This is a genomic window from Holdemania sp. 1001302B_160321_E10, from assembly GCF_015552275.1.
In the GTDB taxonomy this organism is placed as follows: domain Bacteria; phylum Bacillota_I; class Bacilli_A; order Erysipelotrichales; family Erysipelotrichaceae; genus Holdemania.
Map to the genome: position 1 here is coordinate 82,680 of NZ_JADNEM010000010.1, position 16,519 is coordinate 99,198.

Sequence of the window (16,519 nt, forward strand, 5' to 3'; positions counted from 1 at the left end):
TCTTCATACCTGTAAAAACGTGGTAATTTAAACGGAAAGCTACTATAATAAAACTAATAAAGAAAAGGTGCAGGAAGATGAAAAAAATAACAAAACTTGGGGTTTTAGCTGCTGCCGCCATGCTTATGATGCAGGGCTGCGCCGCTGAAAAGGAGAATTATGACAAACTGCTCGATCCGAATAAACCGGTTACGCTGGAGATTTGGACTTATTACAACGGTACGCAGAAAGCGGCGTTTGACGAACTGGTTACAGAATTCAACGACACGGTGGGCGCGGAGAAAGGCATTGTTGTTGAAGCGTACAGTCAGGGCAATGTCAACGATCTGATCACCAAGGTTGAGGAAGCGGCGGAGAAGAAAGTCGGCGCCGGTGAAATTCCCGATATTTTCGCGGCTTATGCCGATACCGCGTACAAAGTCGATAAATTGGGACTGGTCGCTTCGATTGACAAGTATATGAGCAAGGAGGAACTGGCGTCCTATCGCGACGAATATTTAAACGAAGGTCAGATCGGAGAGGACGGCAGCCTGAAAATTTTTCCGATCGCCAAGTCGACGGAATTGATGATGTTGAACAAAACAGACTGGGATCGGTTCGCGGAAGCCTGCGGCGTCACGCTGGACGATCTGAAGACGCTTGAAGGCGTGACGAAGACCGCGCGGACGTACTATGAATGGACCGACAGCCTGACGCCGCAGCCGAATGATGGCAAGGCGTTCTTCGGCCGGGATGCGATGGCGAATTACATGATCATCGGCAGCCGTCAGCTGGGGCAGGAAATCTTTGCGGTGGAAGGAAATCAGGTGACGCTGAATCTGGACCGCGATGTCTTTAAAAAACTGTGGGATAATTATTATGTGCCATATATCCGGGGTTACTTCACGGCGCAGGGCCGTTTCCGTTCCGACGACGCGAAGACCGGCGATTTGATCGCGCTGGTCGGATCCAGCAGCGGGGCGGCTTATTTTCCGAAGGAAGTGGCGGTCAGCGACGTTGAAAGTTATCCGATTGAATCGATCGTGGCGCCGGCTCCGATGTTTGAACAGGGTGAGAAAATTGCCGTTCAGCAGGGGGCGGGCATGGTTGTGACCGCTTCGGATACCCAGCATGAATACGCATCAGTTCTTTTCTTAAAATGGTTCACAGAGGAACGTCGGAATATTCAGTTCTCACTGGCTTCCGGATATCTGCCGGTAAAGAAAGCCGCGAATGATTTTGAGACGATCAAAAAAGTTATTGAAAACAATGCGGAGCTGGACTCGGCAGAAATGATTGACGTTGTTGAAGTGGCCGAGAAACAGCTGAGTGAAGTTCAGCTGTATACGACGAAGGCTTTTGAAGGCGGCAGCGACGCGCGGTCTCTGCTGGATACTTCGATGCAGGATCTGGCGAAGGCGGATCGCGAGCAGGTCGTTGAACGTCTGGCGCAGGGGCAGAGCCTTGATGAAGCAACCGCTGAATTTGAAACGGAAGCCTATTTCGACGCCTGGTTCGCGGCGTTGAGTCAACAGATGCAAAAAATCGTCCAGGAATAACGTTTTTAAGAAAAGGAGTAACCGGAATATGCTGAAAAAAAGAAGTGTTTTCAATCGTATTCTGATCCCTTTGATCGTCGTTCAAATTTTTCAGATCAGTCTGTTTGGGATGTTGGTTTTCAGCGGCGGCGTCATTACCAAGCTTGACCGCAACGCTGAGGAAATCCTGAACGAACGGGTCATCAATCGGAAGAATTATTTAGAGAATGAAATGATTCAGCGCTGGAGTAATTTCTCCATCTATCAGACGAAGATCGAAGAAGAAATTGAGCAGCAGCTGAGCGAAGCGGGCATGACCGTCGCCGACCTGGTGCCGGGTGCGGCTGTGACCAGCGAAATTTTGAAAAAAATCGGTCCGGATCTGATTGCGCTGATGCGCAGGAATACGGTAACCGGCGTTTTTCTCGTTTTTGAAGGTCCTCTGAACGACAGGGCTGAGGAAAAGGAGAAAAGTGGTATTTATCTGCGGGATCTGGATCCGATCAATAACCCTTATGACAATTCGGACTTGTTGATGGAACGTTCGCCGACCGATGTGGCGCAGAGTCTGGACATTGCGATGGACGTCAGTTGGAGTCCGCGTTTTAAGATCGGCGGCGAGAGTTATTTTTATAACAACCCGGTGCAGGCGATTCGCTCCAATCCGGATCTGTCCAGTGAAGACGCCGGGTATTGGGGCTATGGTTCGATGTTGAACGAAGACCTGATCAAAACGATTACCTATACGCAGCCGCTGGCAGACAGCGAGGGAACGGTGTTAGGCGTGCTGGGCGTTTCGCTGGCGGAGGATTATCTGAAAACCATCTTGCCGTCGAAGGAGTTGCTGGCGGATCAATCCGGTTCCTACATGCTTGCGATTCTTGACGAGACGCAGCCGCAGACGGATGGATTGACCTTGCAGAAGGTGACGCACAGCGGCGGCGTGTTCATCGCGATGTTCGGAGAAGCGGAAGAGCTCATCTTTCAAAAGGATGCCGACGTCTCCGGCGACGGCGCTTTAATCCATACATCCGCTTTAAAACTGAAGCAGAAAATTTACGGCAGTCTGCAGCCGCTGGATCTCTACAATTCCAATGCGCCGTTTTCCCATCAGCGCTGGGTTCTGGTCGGTCTGGAATCGCAGGAAGCGTTGTACGGGTTCTCGGGTAAAATGCAGAACAGCATTCTGACCTTTATGATTTTATCCATGCTGGTGGGACTGGCGGCGACGATGTATGCCAGCTACCGCCCATCCCGGCAGATCGGCGCGCTGGCCCGCAAGGTGCGTAATTCCAATCCGAACAAACCGATCCATCTGGATCCGATCCGGATTACGGAAATCGATCAGTTAAGCCAGGCGATTGAGGAATTAAGCAAGAGCGTGGCGGAGAACAGTTCGCGGCTTTCGCAGATCATCGGCATGCTTTCAATTCAGATCGGTGCGTTTGAGATTGAGCTTGAAAAGAATTCCGTCTTCTGTACTTCCGGTTTCTTCGATGTGCTGGACCCGCAGGCTGACCATGAAGATCAGATGCTGACGCTGGATGAATTTTCCAGACAGCTGCGCTTATTGGATCTGGATCTGGATGAACTGGGCCGGCTGCGGGAAAAGACCGTCAAATTGGAACAGGACGGCGGCGGAGCTCGCTGGATGCGGTTGAAAACCGCGGCGCGGGCGCACACGATTCTGGGCGTGGTGCAGGATATAACGGCGGAAATGGTCGAGCGGCACCGCATAGAATATGAACGCGATTACGACGTGCTGACCAACCTGCTGAACCGGCGGGCATTCCAGCGCTTTGCTCAGGAACGCTTCGAGCATCCGGAACGGCTGAAGATTACGGCGTTTATGATGATGGATCTGGATAATCTGAAATATATCAATGATACCTATGGTCACGATTGCGGCGATGGTTATATCCGAAGCGCTGCGGATGTGCTGCGCAATAACGCCGGTCCGCATGAAATTGCGGCGCGGATGTCGGGCGATGAGTTCTATGTTCTGTTTTATGGCTATGAGACAGACTTCCAGATTCGTCAGAAGATTGAACAGATCCGGAAGGCCATGGCTGCTTATGAAATGGAGCTGCCGGATGGCAAGAGTATCCGGATCCGCGCTTCCTTCGGAGTTTCGTGGTATCCGAAGGACAGCCGCAATCTGGAAGAGTTGATCAAATACGCTGATTTCGCGATGTATGAGATTAAAAATTCCGTCAAGGGCGGAATAAAGGATTTTGAGATTGAAAGCTACCGTAAGGATTCGTTTATGCTGCACAGCAGCGAAGATCTCAACCGGCTGATTGAAAACGAACTGATCGATTTTGTATTCCAGCCGATTATCGACGTCCAGTCGCAGACCGTCTATGGTTATGAAATGCTGATGCGGCCAAAGATGGAAAAGCTGAAGACGCCGTCCGAAGTGCTGCGGATTGCCCGCGCCCAGTCGCGGCTGTATCAGATTGAACGATTGACCTGGTTTAAAGCGATGGAGGCCATTGATCGGTATCATCAGCGGCTGCAAGGGAAAAAATTGTTCATCAACTCGATTTCCAGCCTGCGCCTGACGCCGCAGGATCTGGAAGAACTGGATCGCCGGTTCGGCCGCTACAATTCGCAGGTCGTCATTGAGCTGACGGAAAGCGAAAAAATGGGCGAAATGGCAACGATCCACAAGCGACAGCGCTGTCTTGATCAACATCAGGAAATCGCGCTGGATGATTACGGAACCGGCTATAATGGCGAAGCGACGCTGCTGGATCTGATGCCCAACTACGTGAAAGTCGATATGAGCATCATTCGGGGTCTTGACCGCGATCTTAACCGCCGTGAATTCTATGAAGGACTGGTCGTTTATTTCCGCAGCCGGAAGATAAAAATTCTGGCAGAAGGCGTGGAAACCCGCGAGGAAATGGAAGCGCTGGTCGATTGCGGCACGGATTACATGCAGGGATTCTATTTCCGGAAAGGCGAACTGATTCCGCCAGATCCAAGTCCGGAAGCGATGGAAGCTCTGCGGAATGCGGTGAAAAAGAAAAACGACGAGTCTTAGACTTGAGTCAAAAATCAAACAGAAAGGGACGTCCTGCCGAATCAGGCAGACGTCCCTTTGCGACGGGCTCATAAACGAGGTGATGTCGGGATGGCGAACATCCGCTGAACGGCGGGAGTTGGCAATTTTCGCTGCAGAAAAAATTAAAACATCAGCTTTTGTGGAATATCTTACAAGAAAAAGGCGGAGGAAAGGTTTATAATTAAATCTGAATAAGCAGGGAGGCTAATATGGGATTATCAAAAATGGAAAAGCAAAAACAGAAACTGATTGAATTGGGCGTCATGGAACCGGAGGATACGCTCGTTGATTTCCTGCAGGCCAGTTATGTTGAACGGCTGATCGGGAAAATGGGCAAATGGAAGCAAGGCTGGGCGTATTTCACAGAAAACCGGGTGATCGTCATTACCGGGTTGCTGGAAGAGAATATCGTTATTCCCTACAAAACCATTCGAGAGCTGGGAAAATGTTCTCAGAGTTTGATGCCGATTGGAATTACGATTACGCATGAGGATCCGGAAACCGGGAATATGACTACCGACCGGATATCCTTGATGAAGCGGGATAAATGGCTGAACTTCATGGCGGAAAAAGCCGGCGTGGAGGTTGCTTAATTTCCGGCTGCTGGCCAGACAGGTTTCAAATCAAGTCCAGAGATCATGCTGATTCTCTGGGCTTCTTTTAATTGAAGCTTTGAAAATCAAGTGGGATTCAGTTTGGATACAGGCAGTTTCAGGATGATGGCGAGGGGGAATGATGCGCGTCAGGCTGATTTCAGCGCCGAGCTTTGTTTTATAGAACGGGAAGGACAGAAAATCTTTTTTTTATCCGCCAACTCGTGTATAATACAAAATAAAAGACAGGAACGATTGTTCCTGTCGAATTGGAAATCTGGTGGAGCCGACGAGGATCGAACTCGCGACCTTTGCATTGCGAACGCAACGCTCTCCCAGCTGAGCTACGGCCCCAGACACGATATTAAGTTTACCACCATTTTTCGAATTGTCAAGATCTTATAAGGAGGAAGTTATGCAAGATTGTTTACAACGGGCACGAAAAACGATTAATGAAGTCGATGCACAGATGGCGGAATTGTTTGAAAAACGAATGGAAGCTGTTCGTCAGGTGCTCGCGTATAAGAAGGAACACAACCTGCCGATTCTGGATGCCGCCCGGGAACAGGCCGTTATTGAAAAGGGGTGCGCCCGGATTCAGGATCCCGTGTTAAAACCGTATTATGAGGAGTTATTAGTGAAACAGATGGAATTATCCCGCCGCTATCAGAAAACGCTGCTGGACGAAGCCTGGGAAAAATCACGGGAAATTTGACAGTTCAATCCAGAACTGAGAATTGGAAATCGTTGTTACAGAGCAGAAAAAAGCTGGAATTTTCTCAATCCGCAGAAGATTCCAGTTTTTTTCTATGCCATTGTTCGCCCAGAACAAGCAGAAGAGCGCATCCGGCGATGACCGCTGCTGCCAGCGTCAGCCAGTAAGCAGGATAGCCGCCCCAGTTCTTGATCGCCTGCAGGAAGGCGATCTGGGGGACTTCCCGTAAGAACATGTAATTCTGCCCCCAGATCCAGTCCACGGCAAAGGCACACAGTGCGCTGCCGCTCAGAATCAGGACGACGGAAGGCAGTTGTTTTAAGCGCGGCGAGTCATCGTCAGTCAGAAATATCAGAAGGGGCGTCAGGATCAGAAGCAGATGCAGGGCGAAGCTTTGGAGGGTTTGAAAGTGGAAAAACGGATAAGTGCCGACAATCCCCGCCGGATAGACAATCGCCGTGATTCCGCCCAAAATGGACGTCGCCCAGACATAACTGCGTAGCGCCGGATGGCGCGTAAAGACCGCCAGCGGGATAAAGAAGATCTGCAGGCCGCATAAATGCAGCGGCAGCAGTTTTACCCAATATCCCTCGCCCAAGCGGTACAGCCATAGAATGCGCGTCAGTTCCAGCAGAGGAATCGCAATCGCAAATCCATGAAGCAGCCGCCGGCCGGACTGGCGGGAATGGGTGCGCGTCCAGCGAATCAGCCAGAAGCAGCTCAGCGGAATCATTAGAATTTCCAGAATGTGCAGCGGACTTAGAAAACCATAAGCCGTGCCGGGAAGTACCTCATCCCAGAAGCAGAAGAATTGCGAGATAGTAAAACCCCCTTCAGGTCAATGTTCAAATTGCATGCGGTACAGATGCGCGTAAGCACCGTCCGCAGCCATCAGCTCGGCATGATTGCCTTGTTCCAGAATACCTTCCTCACCCAGCACGACGATGCGTCTGGCGTTGCGGATGGTGGACAGGCGGTGTGCGATGACAAATGTCGTGCGGTTGCGGGCCAGCCGTTCCAGCGAATCCTGAACGACCTTTTCACTTTCGTTGTCCAGCGCGCTGGTCGCTTCGTCAAAAATCAGAATCGGCGGATTCTTCAGGAAGACGCGCGCAATGGATAAGCGCTGTTTCTGACCGCCGGACAATTTCACGCCGCGCTGTCCAATATCTGTATTATACCCATTTGGCAGCTCCATGATGAAATCATGGGCATTGGCGGCCTTGGCGGCGGCGATCACTTCTTCCTCGCTTGCCTCCGGCCGGCCGTAGCGGATGTTGTCCATGACGTTGCCGGCGAACAGATAGACATCCTGCTGGACGATGCCGATGCAGGAACGCAGCGATTTCATTGTCACGCTGCGGATATCCTGACCATCGACCAGAATCCGGCCTTCGCTGACCTCGTAAAATCGCGGAATCAGGGAACACAACGTTGTTTTGCCCGCGCCGGAGGAGCCGACCAGCGCCAGATACTCGCCCGGTTCGACATGCAGATCAATGTGCTTGAGGACATAATCCTTGGAAGAGGCGTATTGAAATCCGACATTTTCGAAATCCACCGCGCCTTTAACGTTCGCCAGCACTGCCGCGTGCGGCTGATCCTTGATGTCCGGCTCGACTTCCATGATTTCCATAAACCGCTGGAAGCCGGTAATGCCTTCCTGAAATTGTTCGGTAAAGTTGATCAGCTTCTTGACCGGCTCGGTCAGGTTGTTGATATAAAGCAGATAGGTTAACAAATCGCCTAACAGAATCCATTTCAGGGAGATAAACGTTGAACCGGCAAGAATGACGACAACGGTGATCATCGTGGTGAATGCGTTAAGACCGGAATGATAATAAGCCATGATCCGATAGCTGTTTTTACGCGACTTGACATAGCGATTGTTTTCCACCCCGAATTTTTCCAGTTCGCTGCCTTCGCTGGTAAACGATTTAACGACGCGGATACCGGAGAGATTGTCCTCGATCCGGGCATTGATATCGCCGACCCGTTCTTTATTCTGCTTAAAAGCTTTGCCCATTTTCTTATTAAAATACAAGGCGAAGACAAGCATGATCGGCAGGATTGAGAAGATGATCAATGTCAGCGGCACGTTGATGGAAAGTAAGATGAAGAACGCGCCGAAAAACTTGATGATCGAAATGACGACATCCTCCGGGCCGTGGTGGTACAGCTCGGTTAAGGAAAACAGATCGTTAGTCAGCCGTGACATCAGCTGCCCGGTTTTCTGTTCGTCATAGAAGCTGAACGACAATTTCTGATAATGACTGAACAGCTCGTTGCGCATATCATGTTCCATCATGACGCCCATATAATGTCCCTTATAGGTGATGAAGAAGTTGCAGAGCAGCTCGATGATGATCAAGCCGACCATGACCAGGCCGATCTTGAAAATCAGGTCCAGCTGGACGGATTGCGACGAGACGAGCACGGTATTGGTGATGTAGCGCGTTAACAGCGGAAAGATCAGCGAGATCGCCGCGACGATGAAAGCACAGATCATATCTGCGATAAACAGCTTTAAATAAGGCCGGTAATACGAAAGAAACTTTTTACCTCTGGCGTTAAGCAACACAATTCCCCCTTTTAGTTAGACATAAGTGTAGCCCAAATTGATGGAAACTTCAATCATTCCAACCTTTTCCGATACTTTTTTGGAATCAGCGGCGGCGTAAAGGGACTGGCTTTGCTTCCTGAGGTTCGCAGTTCCGTAAAAGGCTGTCCCCGCTGATCATTTTGGTAGAATTCCTCGATGGTGATGTCAGAAACGGATAACTTGCAGGACCATGGTGCCTGTGCTGCGGCTCATATTAAGCCGCACGGCAGACAAGGCGGTATATTCCAGGTTTCGCTGCAGGGCTAAGACATCAGGGCAAGGCAGGGAAAGCCATGATGGCGGACAGTCGAAAAACGACTCCGGTTCAAGGCCCGGAGCCGCTTTTCACTATCCTTAGTCGAATTCCGTTATTTGTAGCAATCCTGGAACAAACTGGCCAGCTTCGCCTGCAGCGCCTGTTCAAATTTCGCTGCGGCTTCCATCGTGCACTGAACCGTTTCGTTGACCTCGATCAATTTGTCGATTGTAATGCAGTCCATCGAAATGGCGCATTGTAACTTTTCTCCCTCAGCGTTGAGGATATGCGCGAGCGCGGCTTCCTCCAAAGCGATCGACTGCAGAATATCGGTAATGGCTTGTGAACGGGTGACGTTGCTGCTTCTGATTTCAGGCATTCCCATAAGTTAATTCCTCCTTACACTGACATCCTATTCGACCCGGGCGAAAGAACCCGGGCCAATGCCCCTGAGTTATGAAAATTTCCGGGCGGCATACACTGGTCAAGGGAGGATGGCCATGAAAATCGTAATTGTCGGATATGGAACGATGGGACATTTGTTATTAAGCCGGATTGAAGAAAAGGAAGACCTGCAGTGCGTCGGTTTGATCGCTTCCTCCTATTATCAGGAGATTTCCGAGCTGCCGCAGCATCCCGAGGTGATCGTCGACGTCAGTCACCCGGACAATTTCGTCCGGATCCAGCGGGCGATGGAACGCCAGCCCATTCCGCTGGTGCTGGCGACGACAGGATACAGCGATGATCAGAAAAAGATCATTGAGAGTTGGGCCCGGCGCGTCCCCATCGTCATGACAAGCAATTTTTCGATCGGGATGACGATCGTTAACAAAATGCTGAAATGTTGTCAGCGGGAGATCGGGCAGTATTTTGACTGCGATATCCTGGAAATTCATCATGAACAGAAAAAAGACAAACCCAGCGGCAGCGCGCTGATGTTGAAAAAAACATTGCAGGGGCCGGCGAAGGACCGGTATGGCTATCAGAAACCGATTTCCGTTACTTCCCTGCGGCACCGTCAGATTGCCGGCGAGCACACCGTGATTCTGTGCGGAGATCACGAACAGATTACAATCACGCACACCGCCGACAGTCGGGAGATCTTCATACGCGGAATTCTGGAAGCGGTCGAGGCGATTCCCGGTTTAAAGCCCGGCCTGTTTTCGATGGAAGATCTGCTGGAACAGCGTTTTTTACAACGCCATCCGAATGAATTTCACTGATCGAAAGGCAATCTTCAACACTTCAGAAAACCATGGAGGGGCACGCTGAAAAGGAATGGGTGAAAGCGAGCCGAAAAGCGCTGCAGAAAAATCGTCAGGCAGGTTTCCACCTGCCTTTAACGCCGTCCGGCTGAACCGGGCAAGCGCAGCGGGGACGCGTCGCTTTTCGTCTGATTTCCCATCCTGTTTGACAGGCATACAACGCTGAAGCGATCAAGGCAAGGCGGGCTTGTGGTTCGGCAGCCGATCTGATAAAATTGAATTAATCTAAAATGGCCGGATGAGATTTTTGAACCAGAAGGGAGGAGTTCAAAGTGAAAAAATATTTTATAAGACTTTGGGGCGCTCCAACGCTGCAGGAAGAAGAGCGATCTCAGGCGCTGAACGAAAGCCTGGGGAAGCAGCTGACGGAATTGCTGTGCTATTTTCTCATTCACCGCGGCGAGCTGGTCAGTCATGAACGGTTGATCGAATTGTTCTGGCCGGAATCTGTCAATCCGCAAAATGCTTTAAAATTTGCGATTCACCGGCTGCGGAAATTGACGCAGCCGTATGCTCAAACCAAGGATCAGGAATGGATTGTGACTGGAAAACGGGGCTATCTATTCTCGCCGCAGGCGCCTGTGGATACCGATCTGGATCAGCTTTCCGGACTGACGCCTGCGCTTCTTGCGGAACAACCGCGGCAGATTGAAGCGCTGGTCCGCGGCGAACTGATGGAAGGGTATTCTTCGATGTGGATCCTGCCGATTCGGGAATTCTGGAAGGAAAAAGTCAAAACACTGACACAGGAAGCTGCCGCCATGCTGGATCAGAAAGGACAGGCGGAAGCGGCGCTGCGGCTGACGCACTGGGCGCTGACGCTGGATCCATATTCAGATGATCTGAATTATTGTTATTTATCCGAGCTGGTAAAAGCCAGGGAATACAATCGGGCATTGAAACATTTCGATCAAATTTCCGAACAGTTTTATCATGAGTTCGGCGTTGAGTTTGAGGGCCGTTCAAAATCGCTGATCTACTTTTTAAGTTCAGACCGCGAGCCTTCGCATTCAATTCAGGAATTGATTGAGGAAATGAACACTAAGGAAGACGGCAGCGCTTTTTATTGTGAACAGCCGGTTTTCCGCAAATTGTATCAGGCCCGAATGCGGGAAAGCAAACGACTGGATATCAACTCCTACTTACTGGTGCTGGACGTACAAAGCGAGGCCATGGAACTGGGAACGCGGGCAACCGACGCGCTGATTCAGATTGTCAAGACGCAGCTGCGCTCCTGCGACATATTCACCCGCACGGCAAACTGTCAGCTGGCTGTGATGTTGATGATGAAAGCCGAAAATGACGTGCATAAAGTTGTCAGCCGGCTCAGCCAGCGCTTAAACCGCAAGTATCCGGCGGCGCAGGTTCGGGTTTATTACCATGTTCAGAAAATTGAACAGAATAATCCGCAGGCTGCTCTGCAGCATGATAAATAAAGACCGCGGATTGAAATGCTGCGGTGAAAAAAGGTATAATAAACATTAGAAAGAAGGATGAAGAATGGCATTATTAACAACGTTAAGAAAAGATAAAATGGAAGCTTTAAAAGCGAAGGATCACGTGAAAAACGGCGTATGCAGCTTGTTGATCTCGGCGATCGCGCTGGCGGAAAAGGAGGCCGGCCAGCCGTTAAGCGAAGAAGAAGAGCTGGCCTATGTTCAGAAAGAACTGAAGCAGACAAAGGACGCGCTGGCGCAGACGCCGGCCAGCCGCGCGGATCTGATCGCGGAAACGCAGCGTAAAATTGAAATTATCGAAGCCTATCTGCCCGCGCAGATGAGCGAAGCAGAGCTGGATGAAGCGGTTCAGGCTGTAATTACGGAGCTTCAGCTGGAACCGGTAATGAAAAACAAAGGGATGTTGATCAAGGAAATGATGGCGCGCTACAAAGGAAAAACGGATGGAAAATCGGTCAACGCCGCCGTCGGCCGCGCACTGCATGCCTGAACTCTCTGACAGCCAGGCCGGGCGCTGAAAGGCGCAGGGAAAGAACTTGTCCGCCAGAGGCAGTCTGCGCCGGAATAACGTATTTTCTGATGATGAACTGAATTGAAGCAGAAAATGATTGCGGATCACAAACTTTGAAATGGGGTAAATTGGAAAGGAACGCCGGAATTGACCGACGTTCTTTTTGTATGAATGAGATCGCAAAGTAAAGAAAAGAAAATCTGTGAAAGTGTGCAGGCGAAGGGAATCACAGGTAAAATGAAACCGCATTGAAGCCTTCCTTGAGCGCATGATAAAGAAAACCGCATCCCTGAAGAGGATGCGGCTGGCCATGCTTATCGGACGGTAACGCACTGTTCCTCGCTGTGCAATCCTGTACTGTAAACGTAATAACCGCAGACCTTGACGCTGCCGCCGCCTTCCACCCAATCGTAATAGGTCGGCTGATCTGAGGTAACTTCGTGGTACAGATTGCCATTGAGATAAACTTTGGCGTAATAGTAAGGATTGCCGAGGATCCAGTTCCAGTCGAACAGCTTCTGACCGACGGCATAAACGTAGATATCGCCTTGAGACAGGCTGATTTCTTTCTGGTTTTCCGGCAGATCGCCGCGGTAGCCGCCCCAGTTGATCGTCAGGCCGCCCCATTCGTCGATATAACCGCTGACCGTGCTTTCCAGCTTCTGTTCGGAATTGCCCCATGGCGAAACCAGCGTGTTGTATTCCTTCTTGATCAAACCGGTTGTGGACAGATTCGGATCCACGCCGTCCACTGCGGCATATGGGAAGGTACCGATAATGTGGGTGATGCTTTCCACGCCGTCCGGCTGAACCAGCGCCTTCGGCGGATTCTTTTCATCATAGTTGGCGTCCAGCAGAAGCTCGCAGATCTGGCCCGGGATATTTTTCTGGCTTTTCCTGTTGTCAAAGTAAGTTTTTTCATCTTTAACGCCCTTGTCGTAGCCGACCCACACGACGTTGGTCGTCTGGCTCGTGGAGGCGATCATCCATTTATCCTTGGCCGCGCCTTCCGGAATACCAAACCGCAGGCCATCCTTGCCCCAGTCGGTCGTGCCGGTCTTGGCATAGACTGGATAGCTGCGCTTTAAGACCTGCATGTAGTTGAAATACGGACCTTCAACGCAATACTGCATCAAGGTGCTGGCCATGTAGGCCGCTTCCTCGCTGATAACCTGCCTGCCTTCGTGATCCGCGACATAATCCGCGCTGCCGTCGCCAAACTCAATCCGTGCGACGGTATGCGGCTTCACATACCGGCCGCCGTTGACCATCGCGGCATGCGCGCTCGCCATTTCCGTGGCGCTGGCTTCGAAGGAAGAACCGCCGATTGCGTAGCCGGTGTCGAAATGATCGTTATCGACACGCGAGAAGCCCAGACTTTGCAGATAGTCGATGACCTTGGAACGTCCGATCGTGTCGATGACTTCCTGCAGTGTCTGAATCGCCGGGGTATTCAGCGACTGTCCGACAGCCTGCTGCAGCGTGACGTCGCCGCGGTACTGGCCGTCGAAGTTGTTGATGACTTTCTTGGTGCCGCGGTAAACGATCGGCCGGTCGGTGATGACGTGATCGGTCGCCCAGCCCAGATGTTCAAACGCCAGGGCATAGGACAAGAACGGCTTGACCGCCGAGCCTGGCTGTTTAAACTGGCTGGTCGCCCGGTTCAACAAGCGCGCTCCGGAATAATTCCGTCCGCCGCCTAAGCCGCGGATCTCGCCGGTCTGGTTGTTCATCGACACGATCGCGATCTGCATCAGCTCGTCCGGATACTCGATATTTTCGCCTTTCTGAATGGCGTCGATCTGTTCCTGAACCGTCCGGTCCATGTTGGTGTAGACCTTCATCGGCGTCAGGGCCGGATCCTTGCCTGTGATCTGCTTGACTTCTTCGATCACCGCGTCGACATAAGCCTGATATGGCCCGCCGCTTTCGGAGATCGTGTAATCCTCGCCGACTAACAGATCCTCCACGCGGATCGACTTGGCCAGATCGGCTTCCTGTTCGCTGATATAGCCATGATAAACCATCATATCCAGCACAGTGTTGCGCCGGTTGGTGGCATAATCAAGATTTTCGTAAGGATTGTAGGCGTTCGGCCGGTTGATGATACCCGCCAGCAGCGCGCTCTCGCTCAGGCTCAAGTCTTTGGCGTCCTTACCAAAGTAATACTGCGCCGCTTTCTGCACGCCGCGGATGTTGCCGCCGAAGTTCAGCTTGTTTAAATACAGCTGGAAGATCTGTTTCTTATCAATCAGCTTTTCCAGCTTCAATGCCGTCCAGATTTCCTGAACCTTGCGGTCGACCGATTTTTCCGCAATCGTCGAATTCTCCAGATCGTCGACCTGGAAGTAGGTGTTTTTCACTAACTGCATCGTAAACGTCGAACCACCCTGACCGAAGCTCTTGGACTTCAGATTCTCCAGCGCCGCTTTGGCGAAACGGGGAACGTCGAAGCCGGGATGTTCGAAGAAACGCGAGTCTTCAATGGCGACAAAGGCGTCGACCAGCGAGGCCGGCATCTCGTCGTAGGTGATGTTTTCGCGCAGGTAAGCGCCCAGTTCGGTGATCAGGTTGCCGTCTTGATCATAAACCTGAGAAGATTCCAGACCTTCAAAGTCCGACAGGCTGATCGCAGGTGCGTCCTTGATCATATCTGAAGCGATATACAAACCTCCGCATCCGACGATCAATCCGACGATCAGAAGAAAATAGACGAAGAAGATCGCGATTTTCTTACCCAGCGATACCTTGCGTTTTTTCTTCCCGGGTTTATTTTGGGATTCTTGGGGATCCATGGATTTGTTTTGTTCTGACATGCGTTTTGATTCTCCTTACTCTGTGGGGGATTTCCGCGGAAATCCATTTTGATGAATCATTCTTTATTTTACCACAATCTATTCGATTGGCAAAAAAGAGAGGATAAAAAGTGGCAAAAAGCGCAGAATTCCGAAGGAAAAAAACGAAAAACAGAAGAATTCCGGGAATTGCCGGGTGAAATTCCCATTGACATTTCCCTTCATGCGAGTAGAATGAAATTAAACCGGTGATGGGGAGATCAAGCACGGACAGGCGCTTAAAGAGAGTTTGGGCAAGGTGGAAGCCAGACAGAGAAGCCGCTGTGTAAATGGACCCCGGAGGGCCAGGCGAAAGGGAAGCCGAGTAGCTGAGGACGTGAGCCGACGTTAAAAGGCAGAAAATGTGTTGGCATTTTTGGTGAGTGGAGAAAAGATAAGAGACGCAGTCTTTTTTCAAACAAGGTGGTACCGCAGGAAATTCAGCCTGCCCTTGAAGGAGAGTTTTAAACTTTCCATGAGGGCGGGCTTTTTACATTCTCCGGCGTCCTCTCGCTATAAAGCCAGAAAGAACAGGAGGCGATGAGGATGGGAAAAAACATCCGCATGTGGTTTGAGGCGCGGCGGCCGTAAGCCGCTGCGCTCAAGAACAGAAAAATCGGAAGTCCGCGGCGTGGGAAAGAACGATGGGGACAGCCGATTTTCAACAAGTCAGGGTGAAAATTATGAGGAGAAAAGAAAAATGAAAAAGTTTAAAAGATTATTGAGTATCATAGTGCTGGGGCTGAGCTTCGTGCTCTCCGGTTGTTCTGGAAAAGCGGCGGATGGTCCGCGGATCGGCGTGATTCAGCTGATGGAGCATACTTCGTTAAACATGATTTACGACAGCTTTGAAGAAGAGCTGGCCGAGCTTGGTTATCAGGATGGAGTAAACTGTACGATCCTCTTCAAAAACGCGCAGGGGGAGCAAAGCAACATTGGCTCCATCGTTTCCTCGTTCCAGTCGGAGAAGCTGGACGTCGTGGTGGCGATTGCGACGCCGACCGCCCAGTCCGCGGCGCAGCTGGCGGAAACGACGCCGGTTATCTTCTCGGCCGTCACGGATCCGATCGCGTCCGGGCTGACGTCCAGCCTGGAACATCCGGATCAGAACATCACCGGCACCAGCGACGAAATCGCGGTCGCGCAGATTCTGGATCTGGCGCTGCAGCTGCAGCCGGAACTGAAAACACTGGGGATGATTTACAACGTTGGGGAAGTGAATTCCCAAACCAACATCGCCAAGGCCAGAGAAGCGGCCAAAGCGCTGGGCTTAACGGTAATCGAGGCGCCGGTGGCCAATACCTCGGAAGTCGCCCAGGCGGCGCAGGTTCTAAGTGAAAAATGCGACGCGCTGTTCTCGCCCAACGACAATACTGTCGCAACCGCAATGAGCACCGTTACGCAGATCACGCGGTCTGCCGGGATTCCGGTCTACGTCGGGGCGGATTCAATGGTCATGGACGGCGGCACGGCGACGATCGGCATCAATTATGTTGATCTGGGCAAGGAAACCGCCCGGATGGTCGATCAGGTGCTCCAGGGGACCGACGTCAGTGCGATTCCGGTCAAGGTCTTTAATGAAAATCTGAGCGTCTACGTCAATACCGACGCGTTGGAAGCGCTGCATCTGACGCTGCCGGAAAGTCTGGCGCAAGATGAGCAGCTGGTTATGATTCAAGATCCGCAATAAAGAAAGGAG

General features: G+C 51.2%; 12 protein-coding genes and 1 tRNA gene. 8 read left to right on the top strand and 5 right to left on the bottom strand.

Features of this window, described 5'->3' with window-relative positions; genetic code table 11:
• The first annotated feature begins 77 nt into the window (after positions 1 to 77).
• The 3 genes from I2D94_RS07925 (at position 78) to I2D94_RS07935 (ending at position 5,180) form a co-directional block, all read left to right on the top strand.
• Entirely contained in the window at positions 78 to 1,538 is a 1,461-nt protein-coding gene (locus I2D94_RS07925) for an extracellular solute-binding protein (RefSeq protein ID WP_072683820.1), read from the top strand.
• A 28-nt stretch (positions 1,539 to 1,566) separates the two neighbouring features.
• Positions 1,567 to 4,566, top strand: coding sequence for a GGDEF and EAL domain-containing protein (locus tag I2D94_RS07930; RefSeq protein ID WP_195396216.1), 3,000 nt, complete (start codon positions 1,567 to 1,569; stop codon positions 4,564 to 4,566).
• Positions 4,567 to 4,796: 230 nt separating this feature from the next.
• Entirely contained in the window at positions 4,797 to 5,180 is a 384-nt protein-coding gene (locus tag I2D94_RS07935) for a hypothetical protein (RefSeq protein ID WP_072683818.1), read from the top strand.
• A gap of 278 nt (positions 5,181 to 5,458) precedes the next feature.
• Here I2D94_RS07935 and I2D94_RS07940 read toward each other — a convergent pair.
• A tRNA-Ala gene (locus I2D94_RS07940) sits at positions 5,459 to 5,534 on the bottom strand.
• A gap of 61 nt (positions 5,535 to 5,595) precedes the next feature.
• On the opposite strand from I2D94_RS07940, the gene I2D94_RS07945 reads away from it, so the two are divergent.
• Positions 5,596 to 5,895, top strand: a complete 300-nt coding sequence (locus I2D94_RS07945; protein ID WP_072683817.1) for a chorismate mutase — start codon at positions 5,596 to 5,598, stop codon at positions 5,893 to 5,895.
• Positions 5,896 to 5,959: 64 nt separating this feature from the next.
• On the opposite strand, the gene I2D94_RS07950 is transcribed toward I2D94_RS07945, so the two are convergent.
• From I2D94_RS07950 to I2D94_RS07960, 3 genes are all read right to left on the bottom strand, one after another.
• Positions 5,960 to 6,715: a TIGR02206 family membrane protein gene (locus I2D94_RS07950; RefSeq protein ID WP_365918847.1), complete on the bottom strand. Its 756-nt coding sequence runs from the start codon at positions 6,713 to 6,715 to the stop codon at positions 5,960 to 5,962.
• Positions 6,716 to 6,733: 18 nt separating this feature from the next.
• Positions 6,734 to 8,476, bottom strand: a complete 1,743-nt coding sequence (locus I2D94_RS07955; RefSeq protein WP_072683815.1) for an ABC transporter ATP-binding protein — start codon at positions 8,474 to 8,476, stop codon at positions 6,734 to 6,736.
• 389 nt (positions 8,477 to 8,865) lie between these two features.
• Complete coding sequence (locus I2D94_RS07960; RefSeq protein ID WP_072683814.1) at positions 8,866 to 9,138, bottom strand: hypothetical protein; 273 nt, start codon at positions 9,136 to 9,138, stop codon at positions 8,866 to 8,868.
• 115 nt (positions 9,139 to 9,253) lie between these two features.
• Between I2D94_RS07960 and dapB the strand changes: the two genes are divergently transcribed.
• From dapB to I2D94_RS07975, 3 genes are all read left to right on the top strand, one after another.
• Positions 9,254 to 9,976 (top strand): 4-hydroxy-tetrahydrodipicolinate reductase, encoded by a 723-nt coding sequence (dapB, locus tag I2D94_RS07965; protein ID WP_072683813.1) that lies wholly within the window; start codon positions 9,254 to 9,256, stop codon positions 9,974 to 9,976.
• Positions 9,977 to 10,290: 314 nt separating this feature from the next.
• Positions 10,291 to 11,454: a winged helix-turn-helix domain-containing protein gene (locus tag I2D94_RS07970; RefSeq protein ID WP_072683812.1), complete on the top strand. Its 1,164-nt coding sequence runs from the start codon at positions 10,291 to 10,293 to the stop codon at positions 11,452 to 11,454.
• A 64-nt stretch (positions 11,455 to 11,518) separates the two neighbouring features.
• Positions 11,519 to 11,965, top strand: a complete 447-nt coding sequence (locus I2D94_RS07975; protein ID WP_072683811.1) for a GatB/YqeY domain-containing protein — start codon at positions 11,519 to 11,521, stop codon at positions 11,963 to 11,965.
• Positions 11,966 to 12,300: 335 nt separating this feature from the next.
• On the opposite strand, the gene I2D94_RS07980 is transcribed toward I2D94_RS07975, so the two are convergent.
• Complete coding sequence (locus I2D94_RS07980) at positions 12,301 to 14,802, bottom strand: transglycosylase domain-containing protein (protein ID WP_083538454.1); 2,502 nt, start codon at positions 14,800 to 14,802, stop codon at positions 12,301 to 12,303.
• 718 nt (positions 14,803 to 15,520) lie between these two features.
• Here I2D94_RS07980 and I2D94_RS07985 point away from each other — a divergent pair.
• The gene (locus I2D94_RS07985) at positions 15,521 to 16,510 is read left to right on the top strand and encodes an ABC transporter substrate-binding protein (protein WP_072683970.1); all 990 of its coding nucleotides are present in this window, start codon (positions 15,521 to 15,523) and stop codon (positions 16,508 to 16,510) included.
• Positions 16,511 to 16,519: the final 9 nt, after the last annotated feature.

Bases quoted from the DNA above. Each gene is read 5' to 3' on its own strand.
- I2D94_RS07925 (WP_072683820.1), top strand. From the start codon at position 78: ATGAAAAAAATAACAAAACTTGGGGTTTTAGCTGCTGCCGCCATGCTT.
- I2D94_RS07980 (WP_083538454.1), bottom strand. From the start codon at position 14,802: ATGTCAGAACAAAACAAATCCATGGATCCCCAAGAATCCCAAAATAAA.
- I2D94_RS07935 (WP_072683818.1), top strand. From the start codon at position 4,797: ATGGGATTATCAAAAATGGAAAAGCAAAAACAGAAACTGATTGAATTG.
- dapB (WP_072683813.1), top strand. From the start codon at position 9,254: ATGAAAATCGTAATTGTCGGATATGGAACGATGGGACATTTGTTATTA.
- I2D94_RS07960 (WP_072683814.1), bottom strand. From the start codon at position 9,138: ATGGGAATGCCTGAAATCAGAAGCAGCAACGTCACCCGTTCACAAGCC.
- I2D94_RS07975 (WP_072683811.1), top strand. From the start codon at position 11,519: ATGGCATTATTAACAACGTTAAGAAAAGATAAAATGGAAGCTTTAAAA.
- I2D94_RS07945 (WP_072683817.1), top strand. From the start codon at position 5,596: ATGCAAGATTGTTTACAACGGGCACGAAAAACGATTAATGAAGTCGAT.
- I2D94_RS07985 (WP_072683970.1), top strand. From the start codon at position 15,521: ATGAAAAAGTTTAAAAGATTATTGAGTATCATAGTGCTGGGGCTGAGC.
- I2D94_RS07930 (WP_195396216.1), top strand. From the start codon at position 1,567: ATGCTGAAAAAAAGAAGTGTTTTCAATCGTATTCTGATCCCTTTGATC.